A 15,856-nucleotide genomic window follows, 5' to 3' on the forward strand; every position below is an offset into this window, starting at 1 on the left:
GCCCCCACCGGCAGTACCGTCTTCCCTGGAGGTAGCGGGTGTCGAAGGAAACCGAGAAGCAGCGCTGGCAGCGCAACTTCGCCGATCTGCTCCAGGAGCTGCGGGTGGCGCAGACCGGGGTGCAGATCCTGTTCGCCTTCCTGCTGACCCTGCCGTTCAGCAACGGTTTCACCCGGACCACCGAGTTCCAGCGGGACGTCTACATCGTCGCGCTGCTGGCCGCCGCCGCGGCCACCGCGATGATCATTTCGCCGGTCGCCTTCCACCGGGCGCTGTTCCGCCAGGGCCGCAAGCCGGAACTGGTCCGGTTCGCGCACCGGATGGCCAGCGGCGGCCTCGGCTTCATGCTGATCTCGATGGTCAGCGCGGTCCTGCTGATCACCGACTTCGTGCTGGACCGCCCGATCGCGTTCCTGCTCAGCACGATCACCGGGCTCTGGTTCCTGACCTTCTGGGTGATCCTGCCGTTCGCCCGGCGCAACTGGGGTGACGACGACATCGACGACGAGGACGACGATCCGCGGTCGCTGGCCGGCGACTGACCGCCCGGACCTGCCAAATCGGACGTGCGCACGAGGCTACCCCTGGGTAACACCCGGGGGTAGCGTCGTTCTCGTCGCACGTCGACGCAGCCGGACCGAGGTCTCCAGGAGGCAGCCGTGACCACGACACAGAACAGCCGACCCGACCCCGCCGGACACAGCGGCCCGACCGGGCGGGTGGCGCCCATCGACGACCCTCCGCAGCCGCCGGCCGGCGCGTCGGGCGGGGCCGGGCCGCTGCCGACCGAGGCCGGCCAGGTCTCCGAGAAGGAGGCCCGGCAGGTCGCCGAGGCGGCCCGCGAGTCGGCCTGGGACCGGCCCAGCTTCGGCAAGGAACTGTTCCTCGGCCGTTTCCAGCTCGACCTGATCAACCCCTGGCCCCGCACCGACCCGGCGGAGGCGGCGCGGGCCGAGGAGTTCCTGGCGGCGTTCGGGGCGTACCTGGACTCCGAGGTGGACGGCGCGGCCATCGAGCGGGACGCGCGCATCCCGGACGAGGTGTTCCACGGGCTGGCCCGGCTCGGCGCGTTCGGCATGAAGATCGACCGGAAGCACGGCGGCCTCGGGCTGAGCAACCTGCACTACTGCCGGGCGCTGATGCGGGCCGGCTCGGTGAACCCGTCGATCGGCGCGCTGCTCTCCGCGCACCAGTCGATCGGCGTGCCGCAGCCGCTGAAGATGTTCGGCACGCCCGAGCAGAAGGAGCGCTTCCTGCCCCGGCTGGCCGCCGGGGAGGTCTCCGCCTTCCTGCTCACCGAGCCGGACGTCGGCTCCGACCCGGCCCGCCTCGCCACCACGGCCGAGCCGACCGAGGACGGCACCGGCTACCGCCTCAACGGGGTGAAGCTCTGGGCCACCAACGGCACGGTCGCCACCCTGCTGGTGGTGATGGCCCGGGTGCCGGCGGCGGAGGGGCGGCGCGGCGGCATCACCGCCTTCGTGGTGGAGGGCGACAGCGAGGGCATCACCGTCGAACGGCGCAACGAATTCATCGGGCTCCGTGGCCTGGAGAACAGCCTCACCCGGTTCCACGACGTCTTCGTGCCGAAGGAGAACGTGATCGGCGGCGAGGGCAAGGGCCTGAAGATCGCGCTGACCACGTTGAACACCGGCCGGCTCTCGCTGCCGGCCATGTGCGTGGGCGCCGGCAAGTGGGCGTTGAACGTGGCCCGGGAGTGGGCCGCCGACCGGGTCCAGTGGGGCCGGCCGGTCGGCGAGCACGAGGCGGTCGCCAAGAAGCTGGCCTTCATCGCCGCCACCACGTACGGCATGGAGTCCATGCTCGACCTCTGCTGCCTGCTCGCCGACGACGACCGCAACGACATCCGCATCGAGGCCGCGCTGGTGAAGCTCTACGCCAGCGAGATGGCCTGGAAGATCGCCGACGAGCTGATCCAGATCCGGGGCGGGCGCGGCTACGAGACGGCCGACTCCCTGGCCGCGCGGGGCGAGCGGCCGGCGGCGGTCGAGCAGCTCCTGCGCGACCTGCGGATCAACCGGATCTTCGAGGGCTCCACCGAGATCATGCATCTGCTGATCGCCCGCGAGGCGGTCGACGCGCACCTCTCGGTGGCCGGCGACATCATCGACCCGGACGCCGGGCTGGGCCGCAAGGCGCGGGCCGGCGCGCGGGCCGGTGCCTTCTACGCGAAGTGGCTGCCCACCCTGGCCGTCGGCAAGGGCCAGGCGCCCGGGGCCTACCACGAGTTCGGCCCGCTCGCCGGGCACCTGCGGCACGTCGAGCGGACCTCCCGCAAGCTGGCCCGGTCCACCTTCTACGCAATGTCCCGCTGGCAGGGGAAGATGGAGCGCAAGCAGGCGTTCCTCGGCCGGGTCGTGGACATCGGCGCGGAGCTGTTCGCGATGTCGGCGGTCTGCGTCCGGGCGGTCGCCGAGCGCGCCGAGCACCCGGAGAACGTCGAGCTGGCCGACCTGTTCTGCCGGCAGGCCCGGCTGCGCGTGGACGAGCTGTTCACCGGGCTGTGGTCGAACACCGACTCGGTGGACGTGGCCGCCGCGAAGCGGATCATCGCGGGCCGCTACGCCTCGATCGAGGAGGGCGTGGTCACCCCGCCGGCCGATCAGCCCTGGGTATCGCGCTGGCAGCCGGGCCCGTCCACCGCGCAGGACGTTCGCCGCCGCATCCCGCCCGCATGAAAGGAGGGGCCCCTTGTTAACGCCTGCGGTATAGCAGGGGGCCCCTCCTAACCACGGGTCAGCGGGCGACCGCCCAGGCGATCACGCCGGCCAGGATCAGGCCGTTCAGGCCGGCCAGGACCAGGTACGCGGCCGGCGGGATCCGGCGGCCCTTGCGGACGAAGCTCACCAGGACGCCCGCGTAGATCAGCAGCAGGACCGCGACGACGATCAGGAAGTACAGCACCGGCACACCTTACCGGCCGGTGCGCAGCCCGAGTCCGCGCAGCTCCAGCGCGGCGAGCGCGTCGACCGTGCCGTCGTCGCCCCGGCGCCACGCCTCGGCCACGTCCGGCCCGATCCGGTGCAACTTCGCGAGGGGCTGCCCGGCGAGCGCGCGCAGCGCGAGCAGGTCCCGCCCGGCCGGGGCGGCGGCCAGGGCCTTCGCCGCGCCGGCCCGCCGCATCCAGCGCACCCGCAGCGGCAGCCAGCCGAACAGCACCAGCCCGAGCGGGAAGACCAGCACCGCGATGGTCAGCGCCAGGGCCAGCTGGCCGACCAGTTCCTGCTGGTCCCGGCCGGCCTCGGCGACCGCGCGGGCGGCCTCGGCGGCCTTGGTGAAGGGGCCGGTCAGCTCGTCGCCGACCAGCGGCACCCGGCCGACCTTGCCGCCGGCGTCGGCCAGGTTGTCGGCGAGTCCGCCGCCGGCCCCCTCCAGCTTCTGTCCGGGTACGGCGAGCTTCTCGACGAGGTCGTGCAGCCAGAGCGCGAAGCGGATCGCCGCGTACACCCAGACGACCACGAGCAGATCGGTGAGGAGCTGACGGAGGGCGGTCGGAAAACGGTCGGCGTAGATCTTCACGCCGGACAGCGTGCCACGGCCCGGCCGTCCGGGCACGGGTCGGTTTTCTCAGCCGGCGCAGGCCGGGCAGGTGCCGAAGATCTCCAGGGTGTGGCTGACCTGCGCGTACCCGTGCTCGGCGGCGACCCGCTCGGCCCAGCTCTCCACGGCGGGGCCGGCCACCTCCACGGTCCGGCCGCAGGCCCGGCAGACCAGGTGGTGGTGATGGCCCTCGCTGCACCGCCGGTAGAGGTGCTCGCCGCCGGGCGGGCGCATCACGTCGATCTCACCGGCGTCGGCCAGCCCCTGCAGGGTCCGGTAGACGGTGGTCAGGCCGACCCGCTCGCCGCGCTGGCGCAGCATGGCGTGCAGGTCCTGGGCGCTGTGGAAGCCGTCGACCTCGGCTAGGAGCGCGCTCACCGCGCTCCGCTGGCGGGTGTTGCGCAGTGCCCCCTCGGTCACGACGGCCCCTCCCCGGCGTGGCTCACGGCGTCCGCCACGATGTGCGCGACGTGCTCGTCCACCAGCGCGTACGCGATCTCCCGGCCGCGCCGCGAGCCGCGCACCACGCCGGCGCCGCGCAGTACCCGCAGGTGCTGGGAGACCAGCGGCTGCGGGGCGCCGAGCTTCTCCACCAGCTCGTGCACGCAGCGCTCGCCCTCGGCCAGTTCGCTGACGATCGCCAGCCGGATCGGCGCCGACAGCGCGCGCAGCAGGTCACCCGCGCCCTCGAAGGCGTCGTACCCGTTCGTGACCGTCATCCCGTAACGGTAACCAATGCCAGCAGCGCCGGCCCGGACGGCCTCACCGCAGTACCACCTCGTGCTCCGGCGGCTCCACCACCGGCACGGCAACCGGGCGGGCCCGCCGGCGCAGCGCCCGCCAGCCGGCCGCGAGCAGCGCCACCACGAGGAACGAGCCGATCGCCAGCAGCACCACCGACGCGCCGGGCGCGGTGTCCGCGGTGGCGGCCACCCAGACGCCGGCCCCGGCCGCGAACAGCCCCAGCGCCATGGCCGCCGTCATGGTGGCCCGGAAGCCGCGGGTCACCTGCTGCGCGGTGGCCACCGGCACCACCATGAGCGCGCTGATCAGCAGCACCCCGACCGCCCGCATGGCGATGGTGACGGTCACCGCGGTGCCGACCGCGAGGAGCAGGTTCAAGGCCCGCACGGGCAGGCCGGAGACCCGCGCGTACTCCTCGTCGTGGCAGACCGCGAAGAGCGCCGGGCGCAGCGCCAGCATGGTCACCAGGATCGCCACGCCGAGCACCAGGATGGTCACCAGGTCCCCCGGCGACGTCGTGGTCAGCGACCCGAAGAGGTACGCGTTGAGCTTGCCGCTGCCGGCGTCGGAGAGCCCGACCAGCATCACGCCACCGGCGATGCCCCCGTAGAACAGCAGCGCCAGGGCCAGGTCCCCGGAGGTGCGCCCGCGCGAGCGGACCAGCTCGATCACGATCGCGCCGAGCGTGGCCGCGATGACCGCGACCAGCACGGGGGAGCGGTTGAGCAGCAGCCCGGCGCCGACGCCGGTGAGCGCCACATGGCCGATGCCGTCGCCGATCAGCGCCAGCCGGCGCTGCACCAGGTAGATGCCGAGCGCCGGGGCGGCCAGCCCGATGACCAGCGCGCCGACCAGGGCGCGCAGCATGAAGTCGTACTGGAAGAGGTCCATCACATGCTCCACAGCCCGGCGGGCTCTTCGTCGCAGTGCGGGTGCACGTGGTCGTGGCCCGGCTCGGCGTGGTGCCCGGCGGGCTCCGGCACCGCGCCGTCGTGGCAGATCGTGCCCTGGTGGACGACGACGGCCCGGCCGATCAGCGGGCGCAGCGGCCCCAGCTCGTGGGCGACCAGCAGCACGGTGCCGCCGCCGTCGCGGAAGTCCCGCAGCGCGGTGGCGAACGCCTCCTGGCTGGCCGCGTCCACCCCGGCGGTTGGCTCGTCGAGCACCAGCAGTTCCGGCCGGCCGGCCAGGGCCCGGGCGATCAGGGTGCGCTGCTGCTGGCCGCCGGAGAGCGTGGCGACCGGGTCGCCGGCCCGGTCGGCGAGCCCGACCGCGCGCAGCGCCGCGGCGACCGCCTCCCGGTCGGCCCGCCGCGACGGCCGCAGCACACCCCGGCGGGCCAGCCGCCCGGACGCCACCACCTCGCCGACCGTGGCGGGTACGCCGCTGCCCGCGCCGAGCCGCTGCGGGACGTACCCGATGCGGTGCCACTGCCGGAAGCGGCGCTGGGGCGTGCCGAAGAGGGTGACCGACCCGGCGCCCAGCGGCACCAGGCCGAGCACGGCGCGGATCAGGGTCGACTTGCCGGAGCCGTTGGCGCCGAGCACGGCGACCACCTCGCCGGCGGTGACGGTCAGGGAGACGTCGCGCAGCACGGCCCGGCCGTCGTAGCCGACGGCGGCGTGTGCGACCTGGATCACGGGTTCGGTCATGAGCAGTCCAAGGCGGTCCGCAGGGTCTGGAGGTTGGCGCGCATCGCCGAGAGGTAGTCACCGTCGGCCGGCGGGCCCTCGATCGGGTCGAGCACGGCGGTCGTCGCCCCGACCTCCCGGGCCACGGTCTCGGCGACCTTGGGGCTGACCAGCGTCTCGAAGAAGATGGTGGTGGCACCGTGCTCCCGGGCCTCCTCCGCCACCTCGACGAGGCGCTGGGGGGAGGGTTCGGCGTCCGGGGTGAGGCCGGTGATGCCGACCTGTTCGAGCCGGTAGTGCTCGGCCAGGTAGCCGAAGGCGGTGTGGCTGGTCACGATTTCCCGGCGCTGGCAGGTGGCCAGGCCCCGGGTGTAGTCGGCGTCGAGCCCGGTCAGCTCGGTGCGCAGCGCCGCGGCCCGGGCGGTGAAGTCGGCGGCCCGGTCCGGGTCGACCCTGCCGAGCCGCTCGGCGAGCCGGTCGCCGACGGTGGCCAGCCGGGTCGGGTCCAGCCAGAGGTGCGGGTCCTTCCCGCCGCTCTCCTCCTCGTGGCCGGCCTCACCGTCGTGCTGGTGCCCGCCCGCGGCGGCGTCGAGCAGCGGCTGCACGCCCGCCACGTCGAACGCCCGCTTGCCGCCGTTCTGCTCGACCGCCTCGTCCACGGCCGGCTGGAAGCCGGCGAGGTAGACGATCAGCTCGGCGTCGGCCACCTGGCCCACCTGCCGGGGGTTGAGTTCCAGGTCGTGCGGCTCGGCGCCGGGCTTGGCCAGGCTGGTGACCGCGACCGCGTCGCCGCCGATCTTCTCGGCGAGGAACTGGAGGGGGTAGAAGGCGGCCACCACGTCCACCCGGTCCGGGTCGCTCCCGCCGCCGTCGCCGGAGGAGCAGGCGGCGAGGCCGCCCAGGGTGAGGAGGGCGGCGGTGGCGGCGGCGAGCGCGCGGGCTGAGCGGACGGTCATGTCACTACTGTCCGCGATAACGAAATTGATTGTCAAAAACGCATGATTGCATGTCTGCGCAGGTCAACCCTCAGAGCAGCTTCGCCAGCGCGATCGCGATCAGCAGGGTCAGCATCAGCAGCCGCAGCACCCGGGTGGCCGGCGCCTGCACCGGCCAGGTCACGGTCATCAGCCACACCAGCCCCGCGGCCAGCGCCAGCAGCAGCAGCCCACCCGCCGCCCCCGGCGCGAACAGCCCCACCAGCACCAGGACCAGCGCGGCCAGGAACACCGTCGTCGGGTTGAGCCGGGCCAACCGGGACAGCACGGGAGTCTGCGTACGCTGCATGCCACAGACTCTACGAGGAGGAACCCGGTGCTGGTCACCAACCGGTTCGTGGTGGACGCCGACGAGGCGGACGAGTTCACCCGGCAGGCGCACGCGGCGCTCACCGCGCTCGCCGCCCGCCCGGGCTACCTGCGCGGCGACCTGCTCCGGGCGCTGGACGACCCGGCCCACTGGTGCCTACTCACCGAGTGGGAGTCGGTCGGGGCGTACCGCCGGGCGCTCGGCGGGTTCGACGTCAAGGTCACCGCGGTGCCGCTGCTCGCCCGCTCGGTGGACGAGCCCTCGGCGTACGAGACGCTGGCCAGTGCCGCGCCGGACGGCGAGATCGTCGTGGCGGCCAGTGATCGGGCCGCAGGTCCTTACCGCTGAGGTCGGGGGCACTACCCTGGCGCGTATGACCGCTCCCGGACCGGCCGGCCCACCACCCCCGCCCGTGCCCTCCGGCGCACCGCCGGTGCCGGGACCCCCGGCCGACCCCGGCGCTCCCGCGCCGCCGCCCGGGCTGCCGCCGGTGTCACCGGGCGAGCCCGGCGTCCCCGCGCCGCCGCCCGGTCCCGGCGTCGCCCCGCCGTTCGCCGCGCCACCCACCGAGGGCGGCCGGGCCCGGCTCTGGCTCGGCCTCGGCGTCGGCGCGCTCGCCGTGCTGCTCTGCTGCGGCGGGGGCGGCGCGGCCGTGGTCGGGCTCGCCGTGAGCAACGTGCAGGCCGTCGAGGAGCAGGGCCGGGCGGTCACCGACGACTACTACCAGGCGCTCGTCGTCAAGGACTGGTCCAAGGCGTACGACCAGCTCTGCGACGACGCCCGGCGGCGCGAGTCCCGGGCGGAGTTCGAGCAGCGGGTGGCCACCGAGCCCCAGGTCTCCGGCTACCGGGTGGGCGAGGTCGACACCGCCACGCTGACCGTGCCGGTGGACGTGACCCTGGCCGGCGGCCGGCGGGAGGCGCAGACCGTCACGCTGGCGCCCGACCAGCAGACGGGCGGCATGGAGGTGTGCGGGGTGAGCTGACCCGCCCCCGGTATTCTGCTGGGCTCGGGACCGCGGTGGTCGTACCGTTGTCCCGAACCGTCCGGTTCCACTCACATCGCCCCCGCCGACCGCCAGCCGGCGTAGGAGGAAACATGCCAGCCGACCGTATCGACGCCGTCGTCAGCCTCGCCAAGCGCCGAGGCTTCGTCTTCCCCTCCAGCGAGATCTACGGGGGCACCCGGTCGGCCTGGGACTACGGTCCGCTCGGCGTCGAGCTCAAGGAGAACGTCCGCCGGCAGTGGTGGAAGACCATGGTCCAGCAGCGCGACGACGTCGTCGGCCTGGACTCCGCGGTCATCCTGGCCCGCAAGGTCTGGGAGGCCAGCGGCCACATCGCCGAGTTCGTCGACCCGCTCACCGAGTGCCAGTTCTGCCACAAGCGGTTCCGCGCCGACCACCTCGAAGAGGCGTACGAGGCCAAGCACGGCAAGCCGCTGACCTCGCTGACCGAGCTGAACTGCCCGAACTGCGGCAACAAGGGCACCTTCACCGAGCCGAAGATGTTCAACGGCCTCATGAAGACCTACCTGGGCCCGGTGGAGAGCGACGAGGGCCTGCACTACCTGCGCCCGGAGACCGCCCAGGGCATCTTCGTCAACTACAAGAACGTGGAGACGGTCGCCCGCAAGAAGCCGCCGTTCGGCATCGCGCAGACCGGCAAGTCGTTCCGCAACGAGATCACCCCGGGCAACTTCATCTTCCGGACCCGCGAGTTCGAGCAGATGGAGATGGAGTTCTTCGTCGAGCCGGGCACCGATGAGCAGTGGCACGAGTACTGGCTCTCCGAGCGCTGGAACTGGTACCTCGACCTGGGCCTCTCCGCGGACAACCTGCGCTTCTACGAGCACCCCAAGGAGAAGCTCTCCCACTACTCGAAGCGCACCGTCGACATCGAGTACCGGTTCCAGTTCGGCGGCACCGAGTTCGCCGAACTGGAGGGCATCGCCAACCGCACCGACTTCGACCTGTCGACGCACAGCAAGCACTCCGGCGTCGACCTGTCGTACTTCGACCAGACCAAGGGCGAGCGCTGGATGCCCTACGTGATCGAGCCGGCCGCCGGCCTCACCCGCGCGGTGCTGGCGTTCCTGCTCGAGGCGTACGACGAGGACGAGGCCCCGAACACCAAGGGCGGCGTGGACAAGCGCACCGTCATGCGCTTCGACCCGCGGCTCGCCCCGGTCAAGGTGGCGGTGCTGCCGCTGTCCCGCAACGAGGCGCTCTCGCCGAAGGCGAAGCAGCTCGCCACCGACCTGCGCAAGCGCTGGGTGGTCGAGTTCGACGACTCGCAGGCCATCGGCCGCCGCTACCGCCGGCAGGACGAGATCGGCACCCCGTTCTGCGTGACCGTCGACTTCGACACCCTCAACGACAACGCGGTGACGGTGCGGAACCGGGACACCATGACCCAGGAGCGCATCTCCCTGGACCAGGTCGAGCGCTACCTGATCGAGCGCCTGCCCGGCTGCTGACGCTTGAAAGGAGGGGCCCCTTCTTAACGCTTCCGGTAGAGAAGGGGCCCCTTCTTAACGCCCCGATCCCGATTGAGGGCGTGGCTCGGCGCGCACTCCCACGGTGGCGGCCAGTCCGCGGCGCGACGCGTACGCATCCTCGACCGTCCGCCGAACCCGCGCCGGTTCGCGGCGGATCTGGGCCGGCGTGAAGTGCAGGATCAGGATGCCGAGACGGCTCAGCTCGTTGTGCCGGTCGAGGGTGCGTGCCCAGTCCTCCGGGCGGAAGTGGTACTCCTGCGAGTCCACCTCCAGCGCCACCGCCGCCTCACCTACGTAGGCGTCGGGGGTGGGAAGCGATCGGCCCTCGGCCGTGACCAGCCGCGGATTCCAGAGCACCTCCGGCAGCAGCGGGCTGTCGGACAGGCAGTCGCGCAGCTCGGCCTCCGGTGCCGAGCGCGTACCGGCGGTGACCTCTGCGAAGGCCTTCCTGATCAACGCCGTGCGGCTCCGCCTTGCTCGCCGAATCTCCTCGTCGAGGGCGGCGAGGTCGGTGAAACCGCGTTGGACGGCCTCGGCGACCAGGGCGCGTACCGGTCGGAGCTGGCGGAGATCCCGGGCGGCGTCGACCACGGCCCGAGCCGGCGAGCAGACCGGGTAGAGGTTCGTCTTCCGGGCCTTCGCGTCCAAGGTCAGCGCCCGGGCGATCACCGCGTGACCGGATGACTTCCGGCGTGCGTGATGGGGCACGATCAGGTGTACGGCATCGGTCCGCGGGCTGTCGCGGAAGCCGTACCACGCCAGCGCGGCCAGGCCCGTCAGCTGGGCCTCCGCCCCCGCGTAGAGAGCGGCCGAGATTCGTCGCTGCTCATCGGTCAGCACCCCGCTGAACAGGCCGTACGTCGCGGGCAGGACCCGTTGCCACACCCCGCGGCGGGTTTGGCGATAGAGGAACATGTCGTCGAACCCGGCGCCCAGCAACTGGGCCCGGGTGAGGATCTGCTGCTGGCGGTGAGCCGTCTCTTCCCACTCGGGCGAAAAGGTGACCATGCCGCACCCTCCCCCCGACGGAACCCCCTCAGGCCCTCCCCCCACCCCAACCTGTGGATGGCCCGAATCCCTGTGCACAACCCATCCCGCCGCCGCGCCCTGTGATATGCGCCCTGTTAATAGGGGGCCCCTGCTATGCAGAAGGCGTTAATAGGGGGCCCCTCCTTACACTTGGGCGGTGACCGCCCCGACCCTGCCCGCGCTGCGCCCGCTCACCCTCGGCCCGCACGAGGTGTGGCCGCCCGTGGTGCTCGCGCCCATGGCCGGGATCACCAACGTCGGCTTCCGCCGGCTCTGCCGGGAGCAGGGCGGCGGCATCTACGTCTGCGAGATGATCACCACGCGGGCGCTCGTCGAGCGCAACCCGAAGACGCTCCGCATGATCGCCTTCGGCGCGGACGAGCACCCGCGCAGCCTCCAGCTCTACGGCACCGACCCGGAGATCACCGCCGCCGCCGTGCGGATCGTGGTCGAGCGGAACCTCGCCGACCACATCGACCTGAACTTCGGCTGCCCGGTCCCCAAGGTCACCCGGCGCGGCGGCGGGTCGGCCCTGCCGTGGCGGCGCCGGCTCTTCGCCCGGCTGGTCCGGGCCGCGGTGGCCGCCGCGTCGCCCGCCGGGGTGCCGGTCACCGTCAAGATGCGCAAGGGCATCGACGACGACCACCTGACGTACGTCGAGGCCGGCCTCGCCGCCCAGGACGCCGGCGTCGCCGCGGTCGCCCTGCACGGGCGTACGGCCGCACAGCGCTACTCGGGCACCGCCGACTGGGACGCCATCGCCACCCTCAAGCAGGCGCTCGACGTGCCGGTGCTCGGCAACGGCGACATCTGGGAGGCCGACGACGCCCTGCGGATGGTCGCCCACACCGGCGTCGACGGCGTCGTGATCGGGCGGGGGTGCCTGGGCCGGCCCTGGCTCTTCGCCGACCTGGAGGCCGCCTTCAACGGCCGCGCCGAGCGGCGGCTGCCGAACCTCGGCGAGGTGGCGGCCACCATGCGCCGGCACGCCGAGCTGCTCGTCGACCAGTTCGTGGCCGGCGCCCGCAACCCGGCCCGGGGCGAGCGCGACGGCTGCACCGACTTCCGCAAGCACGTCGCCTGGTACCTCAAGGGCTTCCCGGTCGGCAGCGAGCTGCGGCGCTCGCTCGCGATGATCGAGAGCCTGGCCCAGCTCGACGACCTGCTCGGCAAGCTCGACCCGGCCGTGCCGTTCCCCGTGGAGACGCTGGGCCAGCCGCGCGGCCGGACCAACTCCCCGGGCAAGGTCGCCCTCCCCGACGGGTGGCTGGCCAGCCGGGACGACGACACCCCGCCGGACGGCGCCGAGCTGGACGACTCCGGCGGCTGACGCGCGAAAAAGGGCCCGACCCCTCGGTGGGGTCGGGCCCTTTCGCGTGTTGCTGGTTGTCAGGAGGCCGAGTAGCCGCGGGTGGCGATCCAGTCGGCCAGGTTGTCCACGCTCATCCGGTAGGAGGCCATGTTCGGGTCGGCCGAGTCCGCGATGGTCACGATCTTCCCGTTGTCGCGGTAGCCCACGACGCTGATGTAGTGGCCACCCTCGAAGGAGTGGGTGTTGCCGTCGGTGTCGGTGGCGGTGCCGGCGATGTTGGCGACCACGGCCCGGCCGTCGTCGACGGTGCGCACGATGTCGGCGCGCAGGGTGTCGGTCTGCTTGTCGTCGGCCTTACCGTCGCGGATCTCCACCGACCGGTAGTGCTTGCCGGTCTCCTTGTTCAGCACCGGGGTGATGTCGTTGATGCTGTTGGTGCCGTTCTCGGTGGTGCCCATCTCCTTGGCCATGGCGTCGACGTCGATGTTCTTGCCGAGCACCGAGATGGCGTTACGGGCAGCGGCGGGGCCGCAGTAGTAGAAGTTCGGCTGGGCCTCGTAGCGGACGTCCAGCTCCCGCTCGCCGTGACCCTTACGGTCGGTGCTGACCTGGGTGGCGGCCTTCTCGGCCGGCGTGGCCTGCGCGGCGATCGCGGGGCCGGCGATCCCACCGGCGGTGGCGGCGAAGCCGGCAGCGGTCAGAACGGTCTTACGCAGCAGATCGGTACGCATGATGAGTGCCTCTCTGTCGGGGGTGAGCAGCACACGCAGGGGGTGCGGGTGCCGCTGGAAAGTCTTCGGGGTGCCCGGCGATCGGGGGTGACCTGCTCGGGCGGACCGGGGATGTAACCGTCGGCGGCGCGGGGTGATTCCCTCGACCCTGATCCGACGTCCCGGGGGATGTAACGACCGGGGCCCGGGGGTGATTCCCCGGCTGACCGGCTGGGACCGGTGGTGCGCGGTCCGGGGGATGTAACGACCGGGGGCCGGGCGTCATTCCCTGGCTCACCGGCTCGGACCGGTGGTGCGCGGTCCGGGGGGTGTAACGACCGGGGCCGGGAGGTCATTCCCTCCGGCTCGACCGGCTCGGACCTGCATGGTCCGGGGGATGTAACGACCGGTGGGGGCCGGTCATTCCGACCGGCGGTCGCCTCGCCCGGGGGCGGGGTGCTGCGCGGTCTGCCATGTTCAACGACCCCGGCCCCGCCATGATTCCGGCCTGACGGTGGCGCCGACCACCCCGACGGCACCGGCCGAAACCGGACACCGGGGCTTCAAGCGGCCCACCAGGAACCAGACATTCACCCCAGGCCGCCACTGACCAACAGGCGGGCACCACTGGACACCACCGCCCGGCCCCAGTGCGATTCCCTGACCCACCCCTCTGGGTGCGTGTGTTGTCGCCAGAGGCGCAACAAGCGCACCCAGACCCGACGCCCCCGTCGGTGATCATGAAGTTGGCTGCCCTGAAACGGGACAAATCAACCAGTCAACCTCATGATCACCGAAGCGCCCGCCAGGTGCTGGCCCAGGGCGCCTCTCGGCGTTGCGCGGGACGAGCCCTGTCGGCCGCGGGAGGGCAGGTTCAGTGGGTGTCGGCCGTGGTGTCGCGGGTCGGTTGGGTGGGGACGGCGGCCGGCGTGGGCCACGGGACGTCGGGGGAGGGGTGGAAGGTGATGCCGGCGGCGGCCCAGCGTGGGCCGTGCGCGGCGAGCCGCTCGCGGAACCCGGCCCAGTCGTGCGTCGAGCGGGGCGACCAGCCGAGTTCGGCGACGGCGGGCAGGCGCGGGAAGAGCATGAACTCCACCTCGGCGAGGGTGGTGACCGACTCCGTCCAGAGCGGCGCCTCGACGCCCAGCACCGCCTCGGCCGGTACGCCGGTGAGGTGCGTCCCCGGATCCCAGTCGTACGCGCGGCGCACGTCGATGAGGCCCGCCCAGTCGTGCCCGATCGGGGTGTCGGCGGCGTACTTCATGTCCAGGTAGACGCGGTTGCCGGGGGAGAGGATGAGGCGGGCGCCCCGGCGTACCGCCTCGGCGGTCTCGGGGTCGTCGCCGTTGGTGCCCCACCACTGGAGCACCCGCCCGTCGACGTGCCCGGCCGGGGCGAGCTGGTGCCAGCCGACCACGGTCTTCCCGGTCGCCGCGACCAGGGTCTGCGCCCGCTCGACGAAGGCGCGGTAGGTGTCGGCCGGCACCTTGAACGCCTCGTCGCCGCCCAGGTGCAGCCAGGGGCCGGGGGTCAGGGCGGCCACCTCGCCGACCACGTCGGCGACGAAGGCGTACGTCCGCTCGTCGGCGGGATCGACGTAGCTGAAGCCGACCTCGGTGCCGGTGTACGGCGGGGGTGCGACCTTGCCGGGCGTCAGCTCCGGGTAGGCGACGAGGGCCGCGTTGGTGTGCCCCGGCAGGTCGATCTCCGGCACGACGGTGACGTGGCGGCGGGCCGCGTACGCGACGATGCGCCGGTAGTCGGCCTGCGTGTAGTAGCCGCCGGGGCCGCCGCCCACCTCGGTGGCGCCGCCGACCTCGGCGAGCCGGGGCCAGGAGTCGACGGCGATCCGCCAGCCCTGGTCGTCGGTGAGGTGCAGGTGCAGGTGGTTGAGCTTGTACCGGGCCAGGTGGTCGACGACCCGCAGCACGTCCTCGACGGGGAAGAAGTGGCGGGCCACGTCGAGCATCGCCCCGCGGTAGGGGAAGCGCGGTCGGTCGACGATGCTGCCGCCGGGCACCGCCCAGCGCTCGGTGACCGGGGCGGTGCCGTCGATGGCGGCGGGCAGGAGCTGCCGCAGCGTCTGCGCGCCGTGGAACAGCCCGGCGGCGGTGGCGGCGATGATCCGCACGCCGGACGCGGTCACGTCGAGCCGATAGCCCTCGTCACCCAGCTCGCTGGCCGCGCCGGCCGCACCGTCGCCACCGGCCGCGCCGGCAGCGCCCGCAGCGCCGGCTGCGCCGGCTGCACCGGCTGCACCGGCCGCGCCTCCGGCGCCGGCCACGCCCGCCACCTCGACGGGAGCGGCCGCGTCGACGGACGCCGTCGCGTCGACCGACGGCGGGTCGGCAGGCGCCGTCTCCGACAGCGTCAGCACGAGCAGCCCGTCGGCCGCCGACGAACCGTCGGCCGCGGGGCTGTCGGCGACCGGCAGGGGGAAGCCGGTGGCGGGTCGGAGCCACTCGGCCAGCTGCACGGCGACGTCCCGGCCGCCCGCGCTGACCCGGATCGCCGTCCCGGGGGACAGCGTGAAGTCGGCGGCCGGGTCGGGAAGCACCTGCTCCGGGGCGGGCACCACGTCGCCGAGGCGGACCGGTGCGGGCGGGGCGAGCAGGTCGCCGGCTCGCCGGGCGGCGGTGCGGGCCAGTTCGGCGGCGGCCGGCTGCCGGCCGGGGAGGCGGTCGAGCGGCTCGCGGCCGGGGAGGCGGTCGAGCGGCTCGGGACCGCTCTCGGCGGGGGTGGTGGGGATGGTCGGCACGGCGACGACTCCGGGGTGTATTTGGCCGGGATATGGCAAAGGTGAGGTTCAGCAAAACCAGTGCCGTCAAGAGTACGAGGGAAATCGGAATTGCGTGATAGTGCGCGTGGAAGCGTTCCCAAAAACCGGTACGGACGCGGATAGTGGTGACCGTTGTGCCGAAAGTCACCGAACGGTCCCAGGCCACCCGAAGTTCGCTTAACCTTCGCGCACCGATCGCTGACGACGCCGGGATTACCGGTGGTCGCTCCCGGGGTATGTCCGAACTGAACCTTCGTTAAGTGTCAATGGCGCGCGTGGGAGGCTC

At 72.9% G+C, this 15,856-nt stretch carries 17 protein-coding genes; 6 read left to right on the forward strand and 11 right to left on the reverse strand.

Features of this window, described 5'->3' with window-relative positions:
• Window positions 1-38 precede the first annotated feature (38 nt).
• Window positions 39-542, forward strand: a complete 504-nt coding sequence (locus RMN56_RS18645) for a DUF6328 family protein (RefSeq protein ID WP_313718731.1) — start codon at window positions 39-41, stop codon at window positions 540-542.
• 117 nt (window positions 543-659) lie between these two features.
• On the forward strand, window positions 660-2,699 hold the full coding sequence (locus RMN56_RS18650) for an acyl-CoA dehydrogenase family protein (protein ID WP_376787199.1): 2,040 nt from the start codon (window positions 660-662) through the stop codon (window positions 2,697-2,699).
• Window positions 2,700-2,757: 58 nt separating this feature from the next.
• Here RMN56_RS18650 and RMN56_RS18655 read toward each other — a convergent pair whose 3' ends face one another.
• From RMN56_RS18655 to RMN56_RS18690, 8 genes are all read right to left on the reverse strand, one after another.
• Window positions 2,758-2,925, reverse strand: a complete 168-nt coding sequence (locus tag RMN56_RS18655) for a hypothetical protein (RefSeq protein ID WP_167537054.1) — start codon at window positions 2,923-2,925, stop codon at window positions 2,758-2,760.
• 9 nt (window positions 2,926-2,934) lie between these two features.
• Entirely contained in the window at window positions 2,935-3,540 is a 606-nt protein-coding gene (locus RMN56_RS18660) for a hypothetical protein (protein WP_313718732.1), read from the reverse strand.
• A 48-nt stretch (window positions 3,541-3,588) separates the two neighbouring features.
• The gene (locus RMN56_RS18665; RefSeq protein ID WP_151465202.1) at window positions 3,589-3,981 is read right to left on the reverse strand and encodes a Fur family transcriptional regulator; all 393 of its coding nucleotides are present in this window, start codon (window positions 3,979-3,981) and stop codon (window positions 3,589-3,591) included.
• Complete coding sequence (locus RMN56_RS18670; RefSeq protein ID WP_262282078.1) at window positions 3,978-4,280, reverse strand: ArsR/SmtB family transcription factor; 303 nt, start codon at window positions 4,278-4,280, stop codon at window positions 3,978-3,980. The genes RMN56_RS18665 and RMN56_RS18670 overlap by 4 nt, the downstream gene beginning before the upstream one ends.
• Window positions 4,281-4,323: 43 nt before the next feature.
• On the reverse strand, window positions 4,324-5,196 hold the full coding sequence (locus RMN56_RS18675; protein WP_313718734.1) for a metal ABC transporter permease: 873 nt from the start codon (window positions 5,194-5,196) through the stop codon (window positions 4,324-4,326).
• On the reverse strand, window positions 5,196-5,957 hold the full coding sequence (locus tag RMN56_RS18680) for a metal ABC transporter ATP-binding protein (protein ID WP_313718736.1): 762 nt from the start codon (window positions 5,955-5,957) through the stop codon (window positions 5,196-5,198). Before RMN56_RS18680 ends, RMN56_RS18675 begins: the two co-directional genes overlap by 1 nt.
• Window positions 5,954-6,892, reverse strand: a complete 939-nt coding sequence (locus tag RMN56_RS18685) for a metal ABC transporter substrate-binding protein (RefSeq protein WP_313718738.1) — start codon at window positions 6,890-6,892, stop codon at window positions 5,954-5,956. The genes RMN56_RS18680 and RMN56_RS18685 overlap by 4 nt, the downstream gene beginning before the upstream one ends.
• A 70-nt stretch (window positions 6,893-6,962) precedes the next feature.
• On the reverse strand, window positions 6,963-7,220 hold the full coding sequence (locus RMN56_RS18690; protein WP_262282082.1) for a DUF6703 family protein: 258 nt from the start codon (window positions 7,218-7,220) through the stop codon (window positions 6,963-6,965).
• Between the two features lie 27 nt (window positions 7,221-7,247).
• Here RMN56_RS18690 and RMN56_RS18695 point away from each other — a divergent pair, with 27 nt between their 5' ends.
• The 3 genes from RMN56_RS18695 to RMN56_RS18705 all read left to right on the forward strand — a co-directional run bounded on the left by RMN56_RS18695 (window position 7,248) and on the right by RMN56_RS18705 (window position 9,719).
• Window positions 7,248-7,589, forward strand: a complete 342-nt coding sequence (locus RMN56_RS18695) for an antibiotic biosynthesis monooxygenase family protein (protein ID WP_262282083.1) — start codon at window positions 7,248-7,250, stop codon at window positions 7,587-7,589.
• A 142-nt stretch (window positions 7,590-7,731) separates the two neighbouring features.
• On the forward strand, window positions 7,732-8,226 hold the full coding sequence (locus RMN56_RS18700; protein ID WP_313724787.1) for an Rv0361 family membrane protein: 495 nt from the start codon (window positions 7,732-7,734) through the stop codon (window positions 8,224-8,226).
• 113 nt (window positions 8,227-8,339) lie between these two features.
• Window positions 8,340-9,719 (forward strand): glycine--tRNA ligase, encoded by a 1,380-nt coding sequence (locus RMN56_RS18705; protein WP_313718740.1) that lies wholly within the window; start codon window positions 8,340-8,342, stop codon window positions 9,717-9,719.
• Between the two features lie 54 nt (window positions 9,720-9,773).
• On the opposite strand, the gene RMN56_RS18710 is transcribed toward RMN56_RS18705, so the two are convergent.
• Complete coding sequence (locus RMN56_RS18710; RefSeq protein ID WP_313718741.1) at window positions 9,774-10,748, reverse strand: hypothetical protein; 975 nt, start codon at window positions 10,746-10,748, stop codon at window positions 9,774-9,776.
• A 178-nt stretch (window positions 10,749-10,926) separates the two neighbouring features.
• Here RMN56_RS18710 and dusB point away from each other — a divergent pair, with 178 nt between their 5' ends.
• Entirely contained in the window at window positions 10,927-12,099 is a 1,173-nt protein-coding gene (dusB, locus tag RMN56_RS18715; protein ID WP_313718742.1) for a tRNA dihydrouridine synthase DusB, read from the forward strand.
• 59 nt (window positions 12,100-12,158) lie between these two features.
• On the opposite strand, the gene RMN56_RS18720 is transcribed toward dusB, so the two are convergent.
• Together RMN56_RS18720 and RMN56_RS18725 are read right to left on the reverse strand one after the other, a co-directional pair.
• On the reverse strand, window positions 12,159-12,812 hold the full coding sequence (locus tag RMN56_RS18720) for a C39 family peptidase (RefSeq protein ID WP_313718744.1): 654 nt from the start codon (window positions 12,810-12,812) through the stop codon (window positions 12,159-12,161).
• Between the two features lie 853 nt (window positions 12,813-13,665).
• The gene (locus tag RMN56_RS18725; protein WP_376787200.1) at window positions 13,666-15,549 is read right to left on the reverse strand and encodes a beta-N-acetylhexosaminidase; all 1,884 of its coding nucleotides are present in this window, start codon (window positions 15,547-15,549) and stop codon (window positions 13,666-13,668) included.
• Window positions 15,550-15,856: the final 307 nt, after the last annotated feature.

The organism is Micromonospora halotolerans, assembly GCF_032108445.1.
Classification (GTDB): Bacteria; Actinomycetota; Actinomycetes; order Mycobacteriales; family Micromonosporaceae; genus Micromonospora; species Micromonospora halotolerans.

What these genes read in the sequence shown, in the direction of transcription:
- RMN56_RS18705 (WP_313718740.1), top strand. Translation starts at nt 8,340, where the DNA reads ATGCCAGCCGACCGTATCGACGCCGTCGTCAGCCTCGCCAAGCGCCGA.
- RMN56_RS18670 (WP_262282078.1), bottom strand. Translation starts at nt 4,280, where the DNA reads ATGACGGTCACGAACGGGTACGACGCCTTCGAGGGCGCGGGTGACCTG.
- RMN56_RS18680 (WP_313718736.1), bottom strand. Translation starts at nt 5,957, where the DNA reads ATGACCGAACCCGTGATCCAGGTCGCACACGCCGCCGTCGGCTACGAC.
- RMN56_RS18690 (WP_262282082.1), bottom strand. Translation starts at nt 7,220, where the DNA reads ATGCAGCGTACGCAGACTCCCGTGCTGTCCCGGTTGGCCCGGCTCAAC.
- RMN56_RS18675 (WP_313718734.1), bottom strand. Translation starts at nt 5,196, where the DNA reads ATGGACCTCTTCCAGTACGACTTCATGCTGCGCGCCCTGGTCGGCGCG.
- RMN56_RS18720 (WP_313718744.1), bottom strand. Translation starts at nt 12,812, where the DNA reads ATGCGTACCGATCTGCTGCGTAAGACCGTTCTGACCGCTGCCGGCTTC.
- RMN56_RS18685 (WP_313718738.1), bottom strand. Translation starts at nt 6,892, where the DNA reads ATGACCGTCCGCTCAGCCCGCGCGCTCGCCGCCGCCACCGCCGCCCTC.
- RMN56_RS18710 (WP_313718741.1), bottom strand. Translation starts at nt 10,748, where the DNA reads ATGGTCACCTTTTCGCCCGAGTGGGAAGAGACGGCTCACCGCCAGCAG.